At 59.3% G+C, this 18,143-nt stretch carries 14 protein-coding genes and 1 tRNA gene; 10 read left to right on the top strand and 5 right to left on the bottom strand.

The window, feature by feature from the left end; translation table 11 throughout:
• Positions 1 to 26: 26 nt before the first annotated feature.
• The gene (locus Q0859_RS09535) at positions 27 to 1,064 is read right to left on the bottom strand and encodes an NADP-dependent oxidoreductase (protein WP_299150265.1); all 1,038 of its coding nucleotides are present in this window, start codon (positions 1,062 to 1,064) and stop codon (positions 27 to 29) included.
• A 112-nt stretch (positions 1,065 to 1,176) separates the two neighbouring features.
• Here Q0859_RS09535 and Q0859_RS09530 point away from each other — a divergent pair, with 112 nt between their 5' ends.
• Complete coding sequence (locus Q0859_RS09530; protein ID WP_299150263.1) at positions 1,177 to 1,962, top strand: inositol monophosphatase family protein; 786 nt, start codon at positions 1,177 to 1,179, stop codon at positions 1,960 to 1,962.
• Here Q0859_RS09530 and Q0859_RS09525 read toward each other — a convergent pair.
• Both Q0859_RS09525 and Q0859_RS09520 read right to left on the bottom strand, forming a co-directional pair.
• Entirely contained in the window at positions 1,959 to 2,321 is a 363-nt protein-coding gene (locus Q0859_RS09525; RefSeq protein ID WP_299150260.1) for a GFA family protein, read from the bottom strand. The two genes, Q0859_RS09530 and Q0859_RS09525, sit on opposite strands and share 4 nt — an antisense overlap.
• Entirely contained in the window at positions 2,318 to 3,052 is a 735-nt protein-coding gene (locus tag Q0859_RS09520) for a rhomboid family intramembrane serine protease (protein WP_299150258.1), read from the bottom strand. The genes Q0859_RS09525 and Q0859_RS09520 overlap by 4 nt, the downstream gene beginning before the upstream one ends.
• 111 nt (positions 3,053 to 3,163) lie before the next feature.
• On the opposite strand from Q0859_RS09520, the gene Q0859_RS09515 reads away from it, so the two are divergent.
• The gene (locus tag Q0859_RS09515; RefSeq protein ID WP_299150256.1) at positions 3,164 to 3,544 is read left to right on the top strand and encodes a DUF4345 domain-containing protein; all 381 of its coding nucleotides are present in this window, start codon (positions 3,164 to 3,166) and stop codon (positions 3,542 to 3,544) included.
• Here the strand turns inward: Q0859_RS09515 and putA are convergent.
• Positions 3,541 to 6,951 (bottom strand): bifunctional proline dehydrogenase/L-glutamate gamma-semialdehyde dehydrogenase PutA, encoded by a 3,411-nt coding sequence (gene putA / locus Q0859_RS09510; protein WP_299150254.1) that lies wholly within the window; start codon positions 6,949 to 6,951, stop codon positions 3,541 to 3,543. The two genes, Q0859_RS09515 and putA, sit on opposite strands and share 4 nt — an antisense overlap.
• Positions 6,952 to 7,049: 98 nt before the next feature.
• On the opposite strand from putA, the gene Q0859_RS09505 reads away from it, so the two are divergent.
• The 7 genes from Q0859_RS09505 (at position 7,050) to Q0859_RS09475 (ending at position 16,821) form a co-directional block, all read left to right on the top strand.
• The gene (locus Q0859_RS09505; RefSeq protein ID WP_299150252.1) at positions 7,050 to 7,535 is read left to right on the top strand and encodes an Lrp/AsnC ligand binding domain-containing protein; all 486 of its coding nucleotides are present in this window, start codon (positions 7,050 to 7,052) and stop codon (positions 7,533 to 7,535) included.
• A 52-nt stretch (positions 7,536 to 7,587) separates the two neighbouring features.
• A complete protein-coding gene (locus Q0859_RS09500) occupies positions 7,588 to 8,142 on the top strand; it encodes a hypothetical protein (protein WP_299150250.1) in 555 nt (184 codons plus the stop codon).
• Positions 8,143 to 8,186: 44 nt separating this feature from the next.
• Positions 8,187 to 8,273: transfer RNA gene (locus tag Q0859_RS09495), tRNA-Leu, on the top strand.
• Between the two features lie 335 nt (positions 8,274 to 8,608).
• Positions 8,609 to 9,088 carry an invasion associated locus B family protein gene (locus Q0859_RS09490; RefSeq protein ID WP_299150247.1) on the top strand — a complete coding sequence of 160 codons (480 nt, stop codon included), beginning with the start codon at positions 8,609 to 8,611 and terminating at the stop codon, positions 9,086 to 9,088.
• Entirely contained in the window at positions 9,081 to 10,658 is a 1,578-nt protein-coding gene (locus Q0859_RS09485; protein WP_299150244.1) for a ShlB/FhaC/HecB family hemolysin secretion/activation protein, read from the top strand. The genes Q0859_RS09490 and Q0859_RS09485 overlap by 8 nt, the downstream gene beginning before the upstream one ends.
• Before the next feature lie 3 nt (positions 10,659 to 10,661).
• Complete coding sequence (locus Q0859_RS09480) at positions 10,662 to 16,439, top strand: DUF637 domain-containing protein (RefSeq protein WP_299150242.1); 5,778 nt, start codon at positions 10,662 to 10,664, stop codon at positions 16,437 to 16,439.
• 4 nt (positions 16,440 to 16,443) lie between these two features.
• A complete protein-coding gene (locus Q0859_RS09475) occupies positions 16,444 to 16,821 on the top strand; it encodes a hypothetical protein (protein WP_299150239.1) in 378 nt (125 codons plus the stop codon).
• Positions 16,822 to 16,836: 15 nt separating this feature from the next.
• Here the strand turns inward: Q0859_RS09475 and Q0859_RS09470 are convergent, their stop codons facing one another.
• Positions 16,837 to 17,184 (bottom strand): hypothetical protein, encoded by a 348-nt coding sequence (locus Q0859_RS09470; protein ID WP_299150235.1) that lies wholly within the window; start codon positions 17,182 to 17,184, stop codon positions 16,837 to 16,839.
• A gap of 137 nt (positions 17,185 to 17,321) precedes the next feature.
• Here Q0859_RS09470 and Q0859_RS09465 point away from each other — a divergent pair, with 137 nt between their 5' ends.
• A complete protein-coding gene (locus Q0859_RS09465; protein WP_299150233.1) occupies positions 17,322 to 17,795 on the top strand; it encodes a hypothetical protein in 474 nt (157 codons plus the stop codon).
• The last annotated feature ends 348 nt before the right edge of the window (positions 17,796 to 18,143 follow it).

Here is an 18,143-nt window from a genome sequence, read left to right as displayed (position 1 = left end):
ACCCACCCACCGACCCCAGGCACACCCTAGATCAGCTTGACGATCTGCTTGCCCCGATTGCGCCCCTCAAGCAGGCCGATGAACGCCTCTGGTGCGGACTCAAGCCCTTGCGCGATGTCTTCGACGACCCTGATGTCGCCGGATTGGACTTTGGGTCCAACCTCGCTCAGGAACTTGGGAAATTGATCCCAGTGGTTGGAGATGATGAACCCGTTCACGCTCAGGAATTTGACCAGAATGGGACGCCACAGGGCCGGGGCTGACATTGCCGCATCTGCCCCTGCACCCAAACCGCCTGCATTGTACCACGAGATCATGCCGCAGATCGGGATGCGCCCGTGCGGGTTCATCAGCGGCATGACCGCCTCGAGCACTTTGCCGCCCACATTTTCGAAATAGATGTCGATGCCCTTGGGGCAGGCCTTTTTCAGGGCGGTGCGCAGGCTGCGCGCGTCCGCATGGGCGCGGTGATCAAGGCAGACATCAAAGCCGAACGTATCAGTCGCCAGCGCGCATTTGTCCGCGCCCCCCGCGATGCCGATCACCCGCAGCCCTGCTGATTTCGCCAGTTGCCCGACCATGGACCCGACCGGCCCAGTGGCTGCGGCCACCACAAGCGTTTCACCGGATTTGGGCCGCCCATATGCGTTCAGCCCATGCCAGCCGGTAAAGCCGGGCATGCCCAGAACGCCAAGAGCCGCGGTGACCGGGCCGCGTGTGGGGTCGAGTTTGCGCAAAGTGTTCGCCGCCGCGACCGCGTGCGTTGTCCAGCCGAACATCCCGAACACCATGTCACCCGTTTCAAACCCATCGTCGTGCGAGATGAGAACCTCGCCAACGCCACCGCCCTCCATCGTGCCGCCCAGAGGAACGGGTGCGGCATAGGATTTGGCATCATCCATGCGCCCGCGCATATAGGGATCAAGCGACACGTAGTGAACGCGCACCAGCACCTCGCCCTTGCCGGGGATTGGTACATCGCTGGTCTGCATTTCGAAATTGGCGGGCGTGGGGGCACCCTTGGGGCGGCTTTTGAGGGTGATGTGGCGCATATGGTCGGACATTGAACGCTCCTGTTATGTGTCTGCCAGACTGCACACCCCATGCCCCCCTTGGCAAGGGCATCCATGGGGCGTATAGCGCGGCTTTGGCCCCCTCATCCCTCGGAGAGACCTCATGCAAGGCAGCGCAAATCTGAACATTATGATGAAGGCCGCGCGCAAGGCGGGCCGGTCGCTGGTCAAGGACTTTCGCGAGGTTGAAAACCTTCAAGTGTCGATGAAGGGTGCAGGTGACTTCGTCTCCAAAGCCGATATCGCCGCCGAAGAGATCATCCGTGACGAGTTGCGCACCGCTCGGCCCACCTATGGCTGGCTGGCCGAAGAGGGGGGTGAAGCCGACGGCGAGGATCCCACCCGCCGCTGGATCGTCGACCCCCTGGACGGAACCACCAACTTTCTGCACGGGCTGCCCCATTGGGCGGTGTCCATCGCGCTCGAACACAAAGGGCAGGTGGTTGCGGGCGTCGTTTACGACCCGGCCAAGGACGAGATGTTCTTTGCCGAAAAAGGGCAGGGCGCCTTTATGAACGACACCCGGCTACGTGTGTCGGGACGCAACAAGATGATCGAGGGGCTGTTTTCGACGGGCCTGCCATTTGGCGGGCGCTCCGATCTGCCTGAGACGCTTAAGGAGCTTGCCCGCGTCATGCCGGCCTGTTCGGGGGTGCGTCGGTTTGGGGCGGCGGCGTTGGATTTGGCCTATGTGGCCGCGGGCCGCTATGATGGCTATTGGGAACGCCGTCTGAATGCGTGGGATATCGCCGCTGGCTTGTTGATCGTGCGCGAAGCGGGCGGGCTGGTCGAGCCGCTGACGCCCGGCAAGGATATTCTGGAAGATGGCGAGATCATCTGTGCCAATGAGGGGCTGTTTGCCCAGTTGGCCAAGCTTGTCCGCCTCTAGGGCTTGCGATCGGACGGGTGGTTGATCCCGTCTGCCCATGGGATGGGTTCAAAGCGGGCCGGGTTCACCCCCTCGAGCGTGCCCATGTTCACCCCGATCTCGTCCGGGTTCGAGCGGCGATTGTGGTACATGTAAATCCCGCAGATTTTGCAGAAATGGTGTTTGGCGGTCTTGGTGCCCCATGTGTAGGTCGTCAGCGCATCGCCACCTTGGATGATCTGCACGCCGTCCTTTGGGGCCGTGACCGCAGGGGCAGCGCGCCGGGCACAGAACGAACAATCACAGCGCCCCGCCGTGCCAAGCCCCTCGCTCAGCGTGACCTCAAGCACAACTGCGCCACAGTGGCAGGACGCTTTCATCGGCGCACCCTGGGAATGCTGGAGCGGGCATAGACCGCCTCGGGATGGGGTGGCCGCCCGTGGGTGCGCTCCCAGAATGTGGACCCGCCAAGGCGCAGCCAGAGCGGTGCGGTCAGGATCAGCCCTGCAACAAAGCCACCCGCATGCGCCCAATAGGCGACCCCGCCCGCCTGCGGATCAGAACCAAGCCCGCCCATGAATTGCATCGCAAACCACACGGCAAGCATGATCCACGCGGGGATCGGGAAAACCCTGAAATACACGACCAAAAACAGCAAGATATCCACCCGTGCGCGCGGAAACAGCAGCAGGTAGGCCCCCATGACCCCTGCAATCGCACCCGATGCCCCGACGGTGGGAACAAGCGAATAGGGGGCCGACACCACGTGGATCAGCCCTGCGGCAATGCCTGTGGCAAGATAAAAGCCAAGGAAGGGCAGATGCCCCATCTCGTCCTCCACGTTGTCGCCGAAAATCCATAAAAACAGCATATTGCCGATCAGGTGCATCCAGCCGCCATGCAGGAACATGGATGTGACAAGCGTCTGAAATCCGTCTCCGGTCGAGATGCGTGCAGGCAGGATCGCATAGGCGTTGAAGAAGGCGTTGATCGCGCGCGCATCGTCAAACAGGCCGACATAGGAAATGAACATGCCAATATTGGCCGCAAGCAGCATGTAGGTGACGTAGGGCGTGCGCCCGGATGGATTGTGATCACGGATGGGAAACATGTGCGCAGGCTGTGTCAGTCACACGGGCGGGTCAAGTGGTTGCGTCATGTAGTTCAGAATTGATATGGTGCGTTATCCGTACTATATGGTGTGTGTCTGACAAGGAAAGCCGTGCATGAAACCTGGACTATAGATCGTCGTGGGGGTGCTGAGCCTGATACCCGTTTTTACGGGGTCCTGAACCATCGAGTGGGGCGCGCGTTTTTGCCGCCCGAGGCGATAAACGCCGCCATAGACAGCCAGTTTCGGTATCAATCGGGTATCTATTTCGGGCTGGCGGTGATGGTCTGGTATGCGATCCCGCGGATTGATCGCGAGGTCGCGTTGTTTCGCATGATCGCGCTTGCCATCTTCGTGGGCGGGTTGGGGCGCGTGTTGTCCTGGGTCACCGTGGGTCAGCCGGATGCGATCATGTCAGGGGCGATGGCGCTGGAACTGGCCGTGCCCCTGTTAATCATCTGGCAGAATGCGATCCGGCAGAGCGCGGCCTAGCTGGCCGCCCCCAACAGTGCCGCGTTGCCACCCGAGGCGGTTGTGTCCACGCAGATATGCCGCTCGACTGTGGCATGTGCGCGGTCCGGCATGGTTGTGATCAGCGGAATGATGGCACTCTGCCGGGCGGCAAGGGCACAGGCCATGGCGCGCCCCGTTTCGGCGTCTCCCCACCACAGGACACCGCCATAGGCCGGGCCGTCCGTCAGGTTTGCGGGATTGATCTGACCGGTGGCTTGCACCGCCTGACCGCCCAATTTGGTGATCGCCTCTGCCTGCTTTGCGGCAGCATCGGGACCCGGGCCGGCGCACAGGATGGCCGGGCGGACGCGGTGGCTCAATACATTGGATTCGCCCGTTGGCCCGGGCAAAGGCGTGTCGCCAAAGCTGGAGTGCGGTGGCGTTGGCAGTGTGGGTAGGGCGGCGTCGTTTGCCCATGTGTCTGCCTGTGATGTGATGCGGCCTTGGCGGAACCGCGAAAGATAGTCTGGCCCGCCCGCTTTCGGCCCTGTGCCGGAAAGTCCAACTCCGCCAAAAGGTTGGCTGCCAACAATCGCGCCGATCTGGTTGCGGTTCACATAGATGTTCCCCGCCAGGATCCGATCTGACACGTGCTGCACGCGGTCGTCGATGCGGGTGTGCAACCCGAATGTCAGCCCATAGCCCGTCGCGTTGATATCATCGATCACCCGATTCAGATCGCGGGATTTGAAGGTACACAGGTGCAAAACGGGGCCAAAGACTTCGCGTTCAATATCACCGATGCCATCCACCTTGATCAGAGTGGGCGCGACAAACACGCCGTCAGTGGGTGTTTTGAGGCGGTGCAGTACACGGCCCTCAGTTTGGGCAGCGGCGATGTGCGCATCGATGCCTTGGCGGGCCTCGGAGTCGATCACGGGCCCCACATCGGTAGGCAAGTCCCACGGGTTGCCGATGGCCAGTGCGTCCATCGCCCCCATCAGCATCTCGGTGAAGGCGGGCGCGATATCGTCCTGCACATAGAGGCAGCGCAGCGCGGAACATCGCTGGCCTGCGGACTGAAACGCGCTTTCCACGATGCTGCGCACCGCCTGTTCGGGCAGGGCGGTGCTGTCCACGATCATCGCGTTCAACCCGCCGGTCTCGGCGATCAGCGGGGTGCCGGGGGCCGCGTGTTTGGCAAGGCTTGCGCGGATGCGCAAGGCGGTGGCTGTCGACCCGGTAAAGGCCACGCCATTGGTGCGCCCATCCGCCGTGAGGGCCGCACCCACATCGCCGTCGCCGGGCAAAAGTTGCAGCGCGCTGAGCGGGACGCCCGCCTCATGCAGGATCGAGATCGCGCGGTGCGCGATCAGCGGTGTTTGGGCGGCGGGTTTGGCCAGTACCGCGTTGCCTGCCGCGAGGGCGGCTGCAATTTGACCCGTGAAAATCGCCAGTGGAAAGTTCCAGGGCGAGATGCACACAAAAGTACCTGCGGGCGCGTCATCTGTGGCTTGGGTCGCGTAATAGCGCAGGAAATCAACCGCTTCACGCAGTTCGGCAACGGCGTCTGGAAGGGTTTTGCCTGCCTCGCGCGCCAACAGGGCAAAGATTTCGCCAAACTGCGCCTCATAAAGGTCCGCCGCTGCATTCAATACCGCATGTCGTTCGCGCAGTGGTACAGCCCATGGCTGGGCGTCGGCATAAGCGCGCGTGACCGTCTCGGCGGTTGCAGACGTGGCATGGCCCACGATGTCATCGGGATTGGCGGGGTTTATGACCGGGTGTGCCGCTCCGTCGGTTGGGTGCACGGTCAGTGGCGCTGCTGTCCACCGATGCGCGCGGAACGGGTCACGGGCCGCCTCAATGTGCGCCAATGTGGGCGTATGCGTCAGATCAAAGCCGATGGAATTGGGGCGCTCAGGCGCAAACAGGGCCGGGCCGGTGGGGATAGTGATGCTCGCCTCTGCCAGGGCCGCAAATGGGTCCGCTGCAACGACTTCGGGGGGCACGTCCTCATCCACGATTTGGTTCACAAAGCTGGAATTGGCCCCGTTTTCCAACAAGCGCCGCACCAGATAGGCCAACAGATCCTTGTGCGCCCCGACAGGTGCATAGATCCGGCAGCGCGTGCTATGCTTGCGCAACACGATGGTGTGCAGCGCCTCGCCCATCCCGTGAAGACGTTGAAATTCGTAAGGCTGCCCGTCGGCCATATGCAGGATCGCAGCCACTGTGTGCGCATTGTGCGTGGCGAATTGCGGATAGATGCGGTCGGTCATGCCAAGCAAGCGCCGCGCGTTGGCGATGTAGGACACGTCGGTGGCGGGCTTGCGGGTGAAGACGGGAAACCCGTCCATTCCCTCGACCTGCGCACGTTTGATCTCGGTGTCCCAATAGGCCCCCTTGACCAGCCGGACCATGATCTTGCGGTCATGGCGGCTGGCCATGTCATAGACAGCCTTGATTGCGGCACCTGCGCGCGGGCTATAGGCCTGCACGACGATGCCGAACCCATCCCATCCTTCAAGCGCGTCATCGCCCATCACCGCGTCGATCACCTCAAGGGACAGGGACAGCCGATCCGCCTCTTCGGCATCGACGTTCAGCCCCATGCCTGCGGATTTCGCCAGCATCGCAAGCGAGCGCAGGCGTGGCACCAGATCGCGCAGCACGCGGGTCTCTTGGGCGCGCTCGTAGCGGGGGTGCAGGGCCGAGAGTTTGACCGAAATGCCTGGATTTTCGCGAATATCGGCACTTGTGCAGGCCCGTGCAATCGCTGAGATCGCGCGCGAATAGCTGAGATGATAACGGCGTGCATCCGCATCCGTCAGCGCCGCCTCGCCAAGCATGTCGTAGGAATAGGTGAAGCCCTTGGCCTCCATCCCCGCCGCGCGGTCCATGGCGCGGTCAATGTCTTCGCCCAGCACAAACTGGCGGCCCATTTCCTTCATCGCGCGGCTGACGGCGGCCCGGATAACAGGTTCGCCCAAGCGCTTGACTGCGCCGCGCAAGTGCTTGATCGGCCCGGGTTGGTCATCATCCAATACGCGTCCGGTCAGCATCAGTGCCCAGGTCGAGGCGTTCACAAGGCTTGAGGTCGAGTGCCCCATATGCCTGCCCCAGTTCGAGGGGGCGATCTTGTCTTCGATCAGCGCATCAATCGTGTCCGCATCCGGCACCCGCAACAACGCCTCGGCCAGACACATCAGCGCAATACCTTCGTCGGTGGACAGGCCGTATTCGGCCAGAAACACCTCCATCAAACCCGGAGCGGCGCTGGTGCGGATGCCGGTCACAAGGTCGGCGGCCTGAGTGCAGATTTCGGCGCGATCCCGCGGTGACAGATCGGCAAGCTGGATCAGATCAGACAACGTAGCGTTAGGGTCGCCATACATGCCCGTATCCAATGCGGTTGCCAAGTCTTCAGCTGTATCACGTGCCATTGTGCATTCCCTTTTCCACTTTGATCAGTGTAACAGGGTCTGGAAAGTGAATTTCGTCGAAATTGTCAGTCAATGCAGATCATATGGATGAAAATAAGATGAAATCAAAGTCATCCCGCCTGTCTGGGCTTGATGCGTTTGATCAGGCGATTCTGGTCGCCTTGGCCGAGGATGGGCGGATGAGCGTCACCGACCTTGCCGCCCGCATCGGTTTGTCCAAATCCCCGACCCAGGCCCGGGTGCGACGGCTTGAGGCAACGGGCGTCATTATGGGCTATCGCGCCCTGCTGGACCCGATCCTGTTGGGGCTTGATCACGTCGCTTTTGTCGAAGTACGCCTCAGTGATACCCGCGAGGCGGCGTTGAAGGCATTTAACGAGGCCGTTCAACAGGTTGCCGAGATTGAACAGGCCCATATGATCGCGGGTAATTTCGACTATCTGCTCAAGATACGCACCCGGAACATGGCGCAGTATCGCGCCTTTCTGGGGGATGTGATTTCGACGTTGCCCTTTGTGGCCTCCACCTCAACCTTCGTGGCAATGGAAGCGGTGAAGGAGGTCATGTTGCCCGGCATTGATTGACCCTAGCGGGTATGTACTTGACCTGCGGCCTATGTGGCGCATCATTCAGGGCATGAAACACATTTTGCTTTCGCTGGCCTTTGCCGCCCCCGCCTTGGCCGAGACGTGCCCTGATGTGCCTGACTATTCCGATGAATTGTCCAGCTTGATCGAAGCCGCGCGAGCCGCGCCGGATGAACAGGCAGGGCGTCCGATTTCGGATCAGATGTGGCAAGTGTGGCTGCGTGCACCGGATGCTGCGGCCCAGGAGGTGCTGGACCGGGGCATGCGCCAGCGCAACAATTTTGATCTGACGGGGGCTGTCGCTACGTTCGACCAGCTTGTCACCTACTGTCCCGACTATGCCGAAGGGTACAACCAACGCGCCTTCAGCAACTTTTTGGGTGGAAATTTCGAGGCTGCGTTGACGGATCTGGATGCGGCCCTTGCCCTGTCGCCGCGTCATGTGGCGGCTCAATCAGGGCGCGCGCTGACGCTGATGAACTTGGGCCGAAGAGCCGAAGCACGCCTTCAGCTTTTGGCAGCCGTGGAAAACAATCCGTGGCTGTCGGAGCGGGGATTGCTGGCCAAGGGGGCTGCGTTGGGGCCAAACGGCGAAGATATCTGAGACACCCTTGAGGTGTACCGCCCGATTGCCTAACAAGGGCGCATGCGGGCGTGATGGAATGGTAGACATACCAGACTTAAAATCTGTTGGGGCCTCGCCCCGTGTGGGTTCGAGTCCCACCGCCCGCACCAGCTTCTAGTGATCGACCACCTGCGGCGACTTGAGGCCGTGTAGGTTCTGGGGTTTTCCTCTCACCTGCACCACTCTTTCTTGACCTGCCGCTCCGTGCGCCAATTGATGCCGATTTTGACAACCCTCAGTGGCAATAACGCGCGCACTCTTTGCGACAGATGCAGCCCAAGTGGCAGAGGCCGCCGGGTTTGCGGTTATATGAAATAGTAAGTCGCCTGCACTGGGGCGGGTGGAAAATACGGCGATTCCAAAGTGGTGAGCTTCGGCGATCAGTTGTGGTATGTGTGGTGGGTACATGATGTCTAAGCGCTTTATATCGCTGGCGTTCTTTATATTGAGCTGGCCCTTTCATGCGCTTGCCCAGGACACGGTTGATTGGTCCGTTCCGCAAGAGTTCGAAGACTGGCGCGTGACCTGCACTGCGCAAGCTTCTGAAACCTGCCGCGTCTGGCAGCGTGTCCAAATTGCGCACGAGGGCAAGACCCAAGACGTCATGGCCGTGTCTGTTGCGCCATCGGATGAGGGTCTTGTCTTGCTTGTTCAGGTCCCCATCGATGTTTTCCTTCCTGCGGATTTCGGGCTGCGGATTGATGGTCAGAACGAAAGGCGGGTTCGGTATCGCAACTGCAATCAGGCCGGATGCTGGGTGCTGATTGTGCTGAATGATCGGCTTTTGCGTCAGCTCCAAAGCGGTCTGACTGCCGAAACCGCAATGAGCCTTGTCGAGGGCGAAACGGTCAGGGTCAGCTTTTCCCTGCGCGGATTTACCGCCGCGATGGCGGCCTTTGAAAAGGCGCGGGCGTCTTATGAATAGTGCCACGTTTCAGAAGGTGGCGGGACGCGCAGCTTTTGCCGTGCTCTTGTCCGGTGGACCGGCTGCGGCGCAGATCTGCATCGATATCGAGCGGGTGGATTTCAGCGGTCTCACTTTGATCGACGAGGCGGCGTTGCAAAGCGAGATCGCGCCAACGCTTGGGTGCCTGGGGCTTGAGGGGCTGAACGACATTCTGGAAACCGTCACGCTTGCGTATATCGACGCAGGTTACGTGGCGGCCCGGGCCTTTTTGCCCGAACAGGATCTGTCAGACGGCGTTCTTGATATTGCGGTCATCGAAGGTCAGGTCTCGGACGTGGTCGTGTTGCAGAACGGCACCCCGGTCAAAGGGCGCCAGATCACTGCATTTCCGGGCCTTGCGGGCGAACCGCTGAGACTGCCGCAGCTGGAGCAAGGGCTGGCGCAGATAAACCGCTTGGGCTCAAGCGATGCCGTCAGTGAACTCAGCCCTGGCGATGCACCGGGTGATACCGTTGTGACGGTGAATGTCGCGCAGGACAAACAATGGAGCGGGACAATCGCGCTGGACAATCGCGGCACCAGCGTCACCGGCAAGTTCAATTTCGGGCTGACCCTCGGTTATGAAAACCTGCTTGGGCTGAACGACAGCTGGTTGTTTTCGTTGCAGCGCAGCATGGAGTCCTCTCCGCTGTCCTTTGGTGTATCAAGTCCCGTTGGCAATGCCTACAGCCTGTCCGGGTCCATTCCGTTCGGATTCTGGACCTTTGGAGGTTCGATCAGCGCGTCAGATTACGTGATCGATATCCTTGGCCTGACAACGCCGATCGAGGCGTCTGGCGAAAATCTGACCATACAACTGTCAGCGGAACGGCTGCTGTCAATTTCAGAGTCCGGGCGTTGGGACGCGGGTGTGACCTTGCGCTGGAACGACAATGAGAACCTTATTCTTGGCACTGTGATTGATACGGCCTCGCGACGGCTGAGCGTTCTGGACGCCTATGTGCGTCGCTCTCAAGCTGCCTTTGGCGGGCAGTTGGACGCGGTTGTAACCTTGCGCCAAGGGCTTGATATCTTTGATGCCTTTGATGATGATACCGCGCCACCCGGCTCACCCAAAGCGCAATATACCGCCTTGCTGATCGAGGCGTCTTACCGGCGCAATTGGGACATTGGTGGGCAATCCGTCTTTCTGTCATCGCGGTTTTCGGGGCAATATTCGGGCGACAGCCTGTTTGGCTCGGAACAGTTTTCGAGTGGTGGATTTTCGAGTGTGCGCGGCAGCCGCGACAGTTTGTTGTTTGGCAATAGCGGTGTTCAGCTTATCAATACAATCAGTCTTCCCAACGCCGTAGAACTCGGCGAAAATGTCTTTTTGACACCGTATGTCGGTTTCGACTTTGGCCATGCCTTTGGCGAAACCGAGTTCGGGATAGATGATGAGACGTTGATTTCCTATGCGGTTGGAACAACGCTGACGGGGCCGAATTTCAGCATTGATGCGCTCTATGGTCGTATCATTGACGGGCCTGATCCGGCGGAGTTTTCCAAGAGCGGTTTGTTTACGATTCAAGCACGGTGGAGTTTTTAGGCTATGGCTATTCGAAATCCCCTCAAATCGCCAAAGATCGGCCTGCGCAAATCCATTGCACGCGCGGTGCACCGCGTTACCTCAGTGCTGTCGATTGCGGTTCTGACCGTTCAGCCGTTGCTGGCCCAAACCGTGCCATCCGCCGGCGCGGCGGGGGGGCTGAATGTGGATACGGCCCCCAATGGGGTCCCCCTTGCCAATATCGCGACCCCCAATGCCCAAGGGCTGTCGCACAACACCTACGAAGACTTCAACGTCGATGCCCAAGGCCTCATTCTCAACAACCAGGCGGGCAATTTTGGCTCATCCCAGCTTGGCGGGGTCATTCCTGGCAACGCAAACCTTGCAGGCTCGGGCCCGGCGCGTGTCATCCTCAACGAGGTTGTCAGTGCGAACCGGTCTGACCTGTCAGGGGTCATTGAGGTGGCGGGGCAGTCTGCCGATGTCATCGTCGCGAACCCGAACGGCATTTCGTGCAATGGCTGCGGGTTCATCCGCACCCCACGCGTCACGCTCACAACAGGTACACCCGATATCAGTGGCGGCGTCTTGCAAGGGTTCACCGTCGATCAGGGGCAGATCACCTTTGGGCCGGACGGTGCTGATCTGGGCAGTGTGCGCCTGTTCGATATCATCTCGCGCGGGGTGACCTTTGACGGTCCCGTAGTTGGGCAAAACGTGCGTGTCACCGCAGGGCGCAATGCGTTTAATTATCAAAGTGGGGAGGCCACGGCGCTGACTGATGATGGCAGCGCCGCCTCTGCCTTTGCAATTGATAGCACCGCAGTGGGCGGGCTTTATGCCGGTCGCATTTCGTTGCTGTCGACCGAGACTGGCGTGGGCGTTCGCGCCCCGCGTGAGATGAGCGCAAACGCTGGCGGCATGACCTTGACGGCCGACGGGCGGTTGATCATCGGACAGGCCCAGTCCAGCGGGGCGGTCCGTGTACGGTCCAACACCGCTCAGGTGCAGGTCCAAACATCGCTGTTCTCCGAAGACGCCATTGAGCTGACCGGCATATCTGCTGATCTGGCGGATGATGCGCTGGTGATTGCAGGTCGCGATCTGAGCATTGACGCGAGTACCGTCAGCTTGGGGACGGGTGCTGTTGCGGCGGCTGGTCTGACGGCGGATGGCACATTCGGTGCCCCCGGCGCGTTGGACATCACGACAACCAATTTGGCGGCCGTTGATGCGCAACTGCTGGCCTCCAGTGATGCGCGCCTGAATGCGGCAACCATAGATATCAGCCAGTCCAGTGATGGCGAGGCCCTGAATGTCGGCGGCAATCTGGATATCGAGACCGAAGACTTTTCGGCGGATCGCGGGACCCTCACCGTGGGCGGCGATGTTACCCTGTCGAGCCCGGATGCGCTTGCGATCACGGGCGGTACGGTGCGCGCGGGCGGAGAAGTCAGTGTTGATGCCACCACTCTTGCCACCACTGGCAACATTGAAGCGGTCGGCCCGGTTAACGTCATAGCCCGTTCGGGGGATCTGACTCAGGACGGTGATATTTCGACGCAAGGCGCATTGGCGCTGAGCGCGGCGTTGGGGCTGGATATCAGCGGCGCATTGGACGCGGGCACAACCGTTGATCTGCGCGCCGGTACGGCATTGGTCAACACCGGGTCTGTTGTTGCCTCCACCGGCCTGACGGCCACAGCAACTGACATGGTGAACGAGGGGCCTTTGGGTGCATCCGATGGAGCGGTCACCTTGTCGGTGGGCAATGACATCACAAACACTGGCTTGCTCTACTCCGGTACCGACCTGAACATCGGCCTCGACGGTGTGCTGTCCAACGTCTTTGCGGACATCCTCGCCGAGGACAGCATCGCAATCCGTGGATTGAGCACGGCGCGTGCGGCAGCGGTTGCAAACCGGTCTGCGAATATCGAGGCCATTGTGGGCAGCATCATCATTGCGGCCGTCAGCGTCGAAAACACCCAGCCTTTGCCCACGCTGATACCAGAGGTCACTGTCGCAACCCGCGAAGGCACCGTCGCCGATTTCCCAGATATCAGTCACCCAGGCGGCACCTACCGCGTAGTTGAGACCATCACGACGACACGGATGATGGCGGATACCAGCACCGACGCCCCGGCCCGCATTCTGGCCGGCACGGACGTTACCATCGACGCGGATACAATCACCAACCAATACAGTGAAATTTCGGCCAATGGCGATGTGACCCTGACGGCGGGGACGGTCGCCAATACCGGGCAGGACCTCCTCGAAGTTGTCCAGACCAGCACCGTATCCTATTACAGCCAGCGTTACTGCGCGCGGCGGATCTTTGGCTTCTGCCTCAACCGCAAGACGCGCTATCTGACCCGCACGAATGACCGCTCAGAAACGGCGACCAACGGCGCGATCTTTGCCTCTATCGAAGCGGGTGGCCGCGTGAATGCCACAGTCAGTGGATATCTGAGCAACGATGCGGTGCGCTCCGGTGCAAGTCAGGTGGGGCTGGCCTCGGGTGGTCGTGCCCTTGCGGCGCCCCCGCTGATCGGTCAGGTCAATCCCAACGTGATCCTTGGCCGGTCCGCCCTGTTTCAACCCTCGCGCAGCCCCGACAGCCCGTTTCTGATCGAAACGCGTTCGGAGTTCATCGACATCAGTCGGTTTGTGTCCTCTGCATCCTTCCTTGAACGCCTCGGGGGGTTCGACGCTGACCTCACGCAGCGTCTGTTTGGCGATGCCTATGTCGAAGCGCGCCTGATCCAGGAACAGTTGTTTGCCCTCACAGGACGGCGTGCCGCGCAGGACCCGGAGGCGCTGGCTGCGCTGATCAAACAGCTCTATTCCAACGCCTTGGCTGCTGAGGGACAGCTTGAGCTTTCCCCCGGCATCGCGTTGACACCAGATCAGGTGGCGGCCCTGTCCGACACAATCATCTGGCCCGAAGAGCGTGTGATCGACGGGCAGACCGTTTTGGTGCCCGTGGTCTATCTGGGCGCAAATGATACCGGGGCCGTGTCGCTTGCCAGCGCGCAAATCAATGCACCTGACGTCGATCTGTCCGCAGACACGCTGCTGAACGCGGGGCGCATTTCCGGCACTGATGAGGTGCGCATCGCGGCGTCGTCAGACCTGCTTAATATCGGGGGGCAAATCACCTCTGACGGTGATGTGGCGCTGGAGGCGGACGGGCGCTTTGCCAACGTCTCGGGGCAGGTTTCGGGGCGCAACGTGGATATCGCCGCAACCGATGTCGAAAATTCGACCGCGGTGATCCGGGACGAGACCGAATTTGGGATCCGCGATCGCGCCCAGGACAGAGCGCAGATCGAGGCCGATCAAGACGTGACCGTGGAAGCGAGCAATGACGTCACTTCCGAGGCGGGGGATTTTGATGCAGGGCGTGATGTCACGATTGCTGCCGGGGGCGATGTTTCCATCGGGGCCGGAACCCGCGAGACGCGCCGCGAACAGTCCTTTGACGACGGGTTTGACAACAGCTTTAGCCGCGACTCTGATCTGGGTCGCGTGACCGCGGGCCAGAATGTCAACGTGGACGCGGGGCGCGATTTGCGGATTGAAGGTGCCGAAATCGCTGCGGGATCGGATGTGACGTTCGGGGCCGAACGCGACATCATCGTCTCATCCGTGCAGAACACGCGACAGGATGACTTCCGCCTTGATATCGAAACGGGCGGCCTGTTCGGCAACGATACGGAAATTGATCGTAACAACCAGCAGATCACGACCCTGGACACCACCATCTCAGCAGGCGGCGACGTTACTGTCCTTGCACGGCGCGGGGACGTTGATGTTGTCGCTCCCGAGATCACCAGTGGGGGCACGGTGTCACTGTCTGCCGAGAACGGTCAGGTCTCGATCCTGACGACGCAAGACAGCACCTTCGAGCGCGACCAGCTCAAGGAAAAGGACATCTTCTGGTGGAACGAGGCCGACGAGGGCACGCACGAGACGACCCGCACCTTCACGCGGATCACCGCCACCGGCGATGTGCAGATCATGTCGGGCCAGAACGTCATCGTGGAATACACCACGACCGGTGATCTGGATGCGGGCATTGCGCAATTGGCCGCTGCGCCGGGCCTGGAATGGATGGCGAATGTCCGGGACCTCGACAATGTCGAATGGCAACGGGTCGAGACGTCGTTTCAGGAATGGGATTACGAATCTCAGGGGCTGACCGAAGCAGGCGCACTGGTCATTACCGCCGTCACCACATGGGCTTTGGGTCCGGGGATCGATGCGCTTGCATCGACCTTGGCGTCCAACCTCGCAGGGGGGGCTGTTCTTGAGACGGCCATTCATGCCGGTCTGACAAGCCTGTCAAATCAGGCGGCAGTGTCTTTGGTCAACAATCAGGGTGACATCGGGGCCGTACTGCGCGACCTCGGTTCGGAACAAAGCCTGCGCGGGTTGGTCACAGCCATCGTGTCGGCAGGGTTGACGACCGAGCTGACGGGCGCGTTGGGCATCAATGGGGTTTCGCCCACGGCGCCGCTTGCGGATCGCCTTGCCTATCACCTCCAGTTCGAAGTGCTTCAGGCCAGCGTCGATACGGCCCTTGAGGTTGTCGTTCTGGGCGCAGAGTTGGACGACGCGCTGGTCAACAACCTGCGCTATGCGGCGTCCGGGGTATTGGGCACTGTGGTGGCCCAGAACATCGGTCAGGCCGCAGCCAGCGGAGACATTGATCGCACAACCCAGTTGATCGCCCATGCGGCCCTTGGATGCGCAGCGGGGGCCGTTGCGGCGAATGAATGTGCGTCCGGTGCGGTTGGGGCCTTTGCCGGTGAGTTGACGGCGCTGTTTTATACGGACGCCGGGCTGGCGAACCCTGAATTGATCGGCTCAAACGCTGAGCGGTGGGAAGAAACCGGGATCTCCCTGTCTCAACTTGCCGGGGGGCTGGCCGCCGCAGCGATCGATGGCAGCGCAAATATCGGGGCAAACGCGGGTGTGAACGCGGCGGAGAACAACGCGTTCTGGATTCCGATCCTGATCGCCGCGGCCTATTTGACGGCCGAAGGCAACGGGAACCCGATTGACGGCTTGATCGAGGTCGGGCGCGGTGATGACCTGCTATCCTCGGTTGCAGCCGCCGGGAGTGAGCAGGCCCTGGCCTTTGCCTCGTCGCAGTTTCCGGACCAGACCGCCGCGGTTCTGAATGCTGTCGAAGCCGTGGGTGAGGGTGCAAATGTCGCTATCAGCTATGTTGACAATGCGACAGGGAATCGGATCAGCACGACCTGGGATCGCATTCCGCCCGATGTGCAGGATGCCATCAAAGGGGCTACCGTTGTTGCAAGCGTCGTCGTGCCCGCAGGCAGTGTGTCGCGGTTGCGGGGCGTGGCACCTGACGTGGACGCACCGTCACGTCCGGGGACCGGCGTTGATGACGGTTTTGGGGCTGGCGCTACAAATAACGTAGTTAAACCGATAACGGTTTCGACTGATGTGAAAACGTGGAACCAATTTCAGTCTGCTACAAAAGGCCAGTTTGTTTCACGCGCTGATGCTGCCAAAGGTTGGGACCTATACAAACAAGCACACGGAATTCAAACAGGTACTGTTCGAAGTCAAGCTGCAAAATCGTTCTTTTTGAAACAGCTTGGTGCTAGCGGAAAAGCACCAAAGTGGATGAACCAGTATTTGGCGAATGGAAAAGTGCCGCCAGGTTATCATGTTGATCACTTGACGCCAATTTCGGTTGGTGGTGCGGATAGTCCAGTAAACATGCGACTAAAAGACATTGCTACTCATGTTACTCGCCACAAATATTACCGACCATGGGAGTGAGAAATTGACGAAGAAGATGCTGGTTCCATATTCAATGGCCCAAGGTAAGGCGGTTGGAAAATCTTTTGTAGTGCCAATCAATGACGGTGTGCAGAACCGCTTTGTTGCGGTTAACAACGGGTCTAAAGTGGATTTTGCGACAGTGGTGTTTGTAGGCAAAACCATTTTTGTTGAAGACATCTTTAAGAAGATCGTTGATGCAGGTTTTACTGTACTGCCAAGCACAGATGATATGGTTAACTCACTGTCGAGTTACATTGATCTCGTGTCAAATATGAAGGTTGGCGATGTTGTGAAAGTTAGTTTCAATGAAGCTGGACAACAGCAAATTGAAAAGCAACAGAAACCGAAACCTGCTCAAAAGAGCCGATATTTGCCATAGGATTCTGCACCTTAATCACCGTTCCAAATTCTCGACCACGCACCCGATATCCAGCTGGACGGAAACCTGTTCGACGATGGCTTCTAGCTCTTCGTAAGCGTGATTTAGGTTCACCGCGTATGGTTTGCCAAAATGCGGATTTCCCAAGAACGTGGCGAGTATGGTCTTCGTCACTGACAAAAGCGTTTGCAGCATATGGCGCGATGGTTTGCGGTTACGGGCGATCATGCTGGAATAGTAAGATGGTGGTTTGCCCAATATGCGGCGGGAAAAGCTACGCTGCGAGATCACCAAGTTGTTGCGTCGGTAGCAGTGGTAGGCGTCTTGTAGCAGCCCAGTTTGGTTGATCTCGCTGTATCGCATTTTGTGGCTCCATTGGCGTATTAGGCAGCTGCGAAACAACTGCTCTGCATAAATATATTTATCGAAGACGGGCAGTTGGATGGCGCTGATTACGGCGTCACGTTCGGCGCATTTAAATTTAGGGATTGGGGTGCAAAATGGCGTATACTGAGGTCATGCAGAAACGAATTTACACGGATTTTAACACGCTACGGCGTGCGCATCAGCTTATGGCGGTGCAGATGGACACACAGCTGTTTTTGACTTTGGCGACGAACAGGTCGATGAGCTTGGCGTTTATGAAGCATAAGACGCATGCGTTTTTGGCGCGGATGGCCGAACATATGCTGGGGCGGAATTGGTCGAAAAAACCGATGACGCAGCGCATGGATGGTCTGCTTTATGTGGAACACGAACACAGCAACATACACGTGCATGGTTTGATGACGAAACCTTATTGCAACTTGGTTGGTCTGCAACTGAAGGCGGATGAGACTTGGGCTGACCTTTGCGAAAGTGGTTCGGTTGTCATTAAAGACATTGGTGATGTCGAAAAGCGTTCGGAATATGTGACGAAGGAAGCTGGGATATATGGCTTCTTTGAGCGGCAATTTTTTATGGCGGCGGCTTAAAACGCGGGCTTGGTTGGACGTACTGGGTTTGGGCGAAAGGCGCAAACTCGGTTTGAATGCAGGGCGCGACGCGCATGTGTTTGACGGGCTAGGCGACATTGATGGTGCTGGATATTTGCGTGGGCTGCGGGCTACGTAAATGTTACTCATGCAAAGTTCACAGATCATGAACACAGTCAGTTCAAAGCGTCATAGAGTTAAAGAACTCAAGAACCGCTGAACATGATAATCAAGCATTTACAGCAGCTTGGACATCACAGCACATCAACAACTGTAACCCGTCACGGCCTTTGAGACAGACAGCATTGTTTTGCTAAGGGAGTGTCTTTCGCTCATCGTAACCCTTGG

Origin of the sequence: uncultured Tateyamaria sp., from assembly GCF_947497045.1 — a bacterium.
In the GTDB taxonomy this organism is placed as follows: Bacteria; Pseudomonadota; Alphaproteobacteria; order Rhodobacterales; family Rhodobacteraceae; genus Tateyamaria.
This window is presented reverse-complemented; position numbering and strand designations above follow the sequence as displayed.

What these genes read in the sequence shown, in the direction of transcription:
- Q0859_RS09470 (WP_299150235.1), bottom strand. Translation starts at nt 17,184, where the DNA reads ATGCGATACAGCGAGATCAACCAAACTGGGCTGCTACAAGACGCCTAC.
- Q0859_RS09480 (WP_299150242.1), top strand. Translation starts at nt 10,662, where the DNA reads ATGGCTATTCGAAATCCCCTCAAATCGCCAAAGATCGGCCTGCGCAAA.
- Q0859_RS09520 (WP_299150258.1), bottom strand. Translation starts at nt 3,052, where the DNA reads ATGTTTCCCATCCGTGATCACAATCCATCCGGGCGCACGCCCTACGTC.
- Q0859_RS09485 (WP_299150244.1), top strand. Translation starts at nt 9,081, where the DNA reads ATGAATAGTGCCACGTTTCAGAAGGTGGCGGGACGCGCAGCTTTTGCC.
- Q0859_RS09505 (WP_299150252.1), top strand. Translation starts at nt 7,050, where the DNA reads ATGAAATCAAAGTCATCCCGCCTGTCTGGGCTTGATGCGTTTGATCAG.
- Q0859_RS09500 (WP_299150250.1), top strand. Translation starts at nt 7,588, where the DNA reads ATGAAACACATTTTGCTTTCGCTGGCCTTTGCCGCCCCCGCCTTGGCC.
- Q0859_RS09530 (WP_299150263.1), top strand. Translation starts at nt 1,177, where the DNA reads ATGCAAGGCAGCGCAAATCTGAACATTATGATGAAGGCCGCGCGCAAG.
- Q0859_RS09535 (WP_299150265.1), bottom strand. Translation starts at nt 1,064, where the DNA reads ATGTCCGACCATATGCGCCACATCACCCTCAAAAGCCGCCCCAAGGGT.
- Q0859_RS09525 (WP_299150260.1), bottom strand. Translation starts at nt 2,321, where the DNA reads ATGAAAGCGTCCTGCCACTGTGGCGCAGTTGTGCTTGAGGTCACGCTG.
- putA (WP_299150254.1), bottom strand. Translation starts at nt 6,951, where the DNA reads ATGGCACGTGATACAGCTGAAGACTTGGCAACCGCATTGGATACGGGC.
- Q0859_RS09465 (WP_299150233.1), top strand. Translation starts at nt 17,322, where the DNA reads ATGGCGTATACTGAGGTCATGCAGAAACGAATTTACACGGATTTTAAC.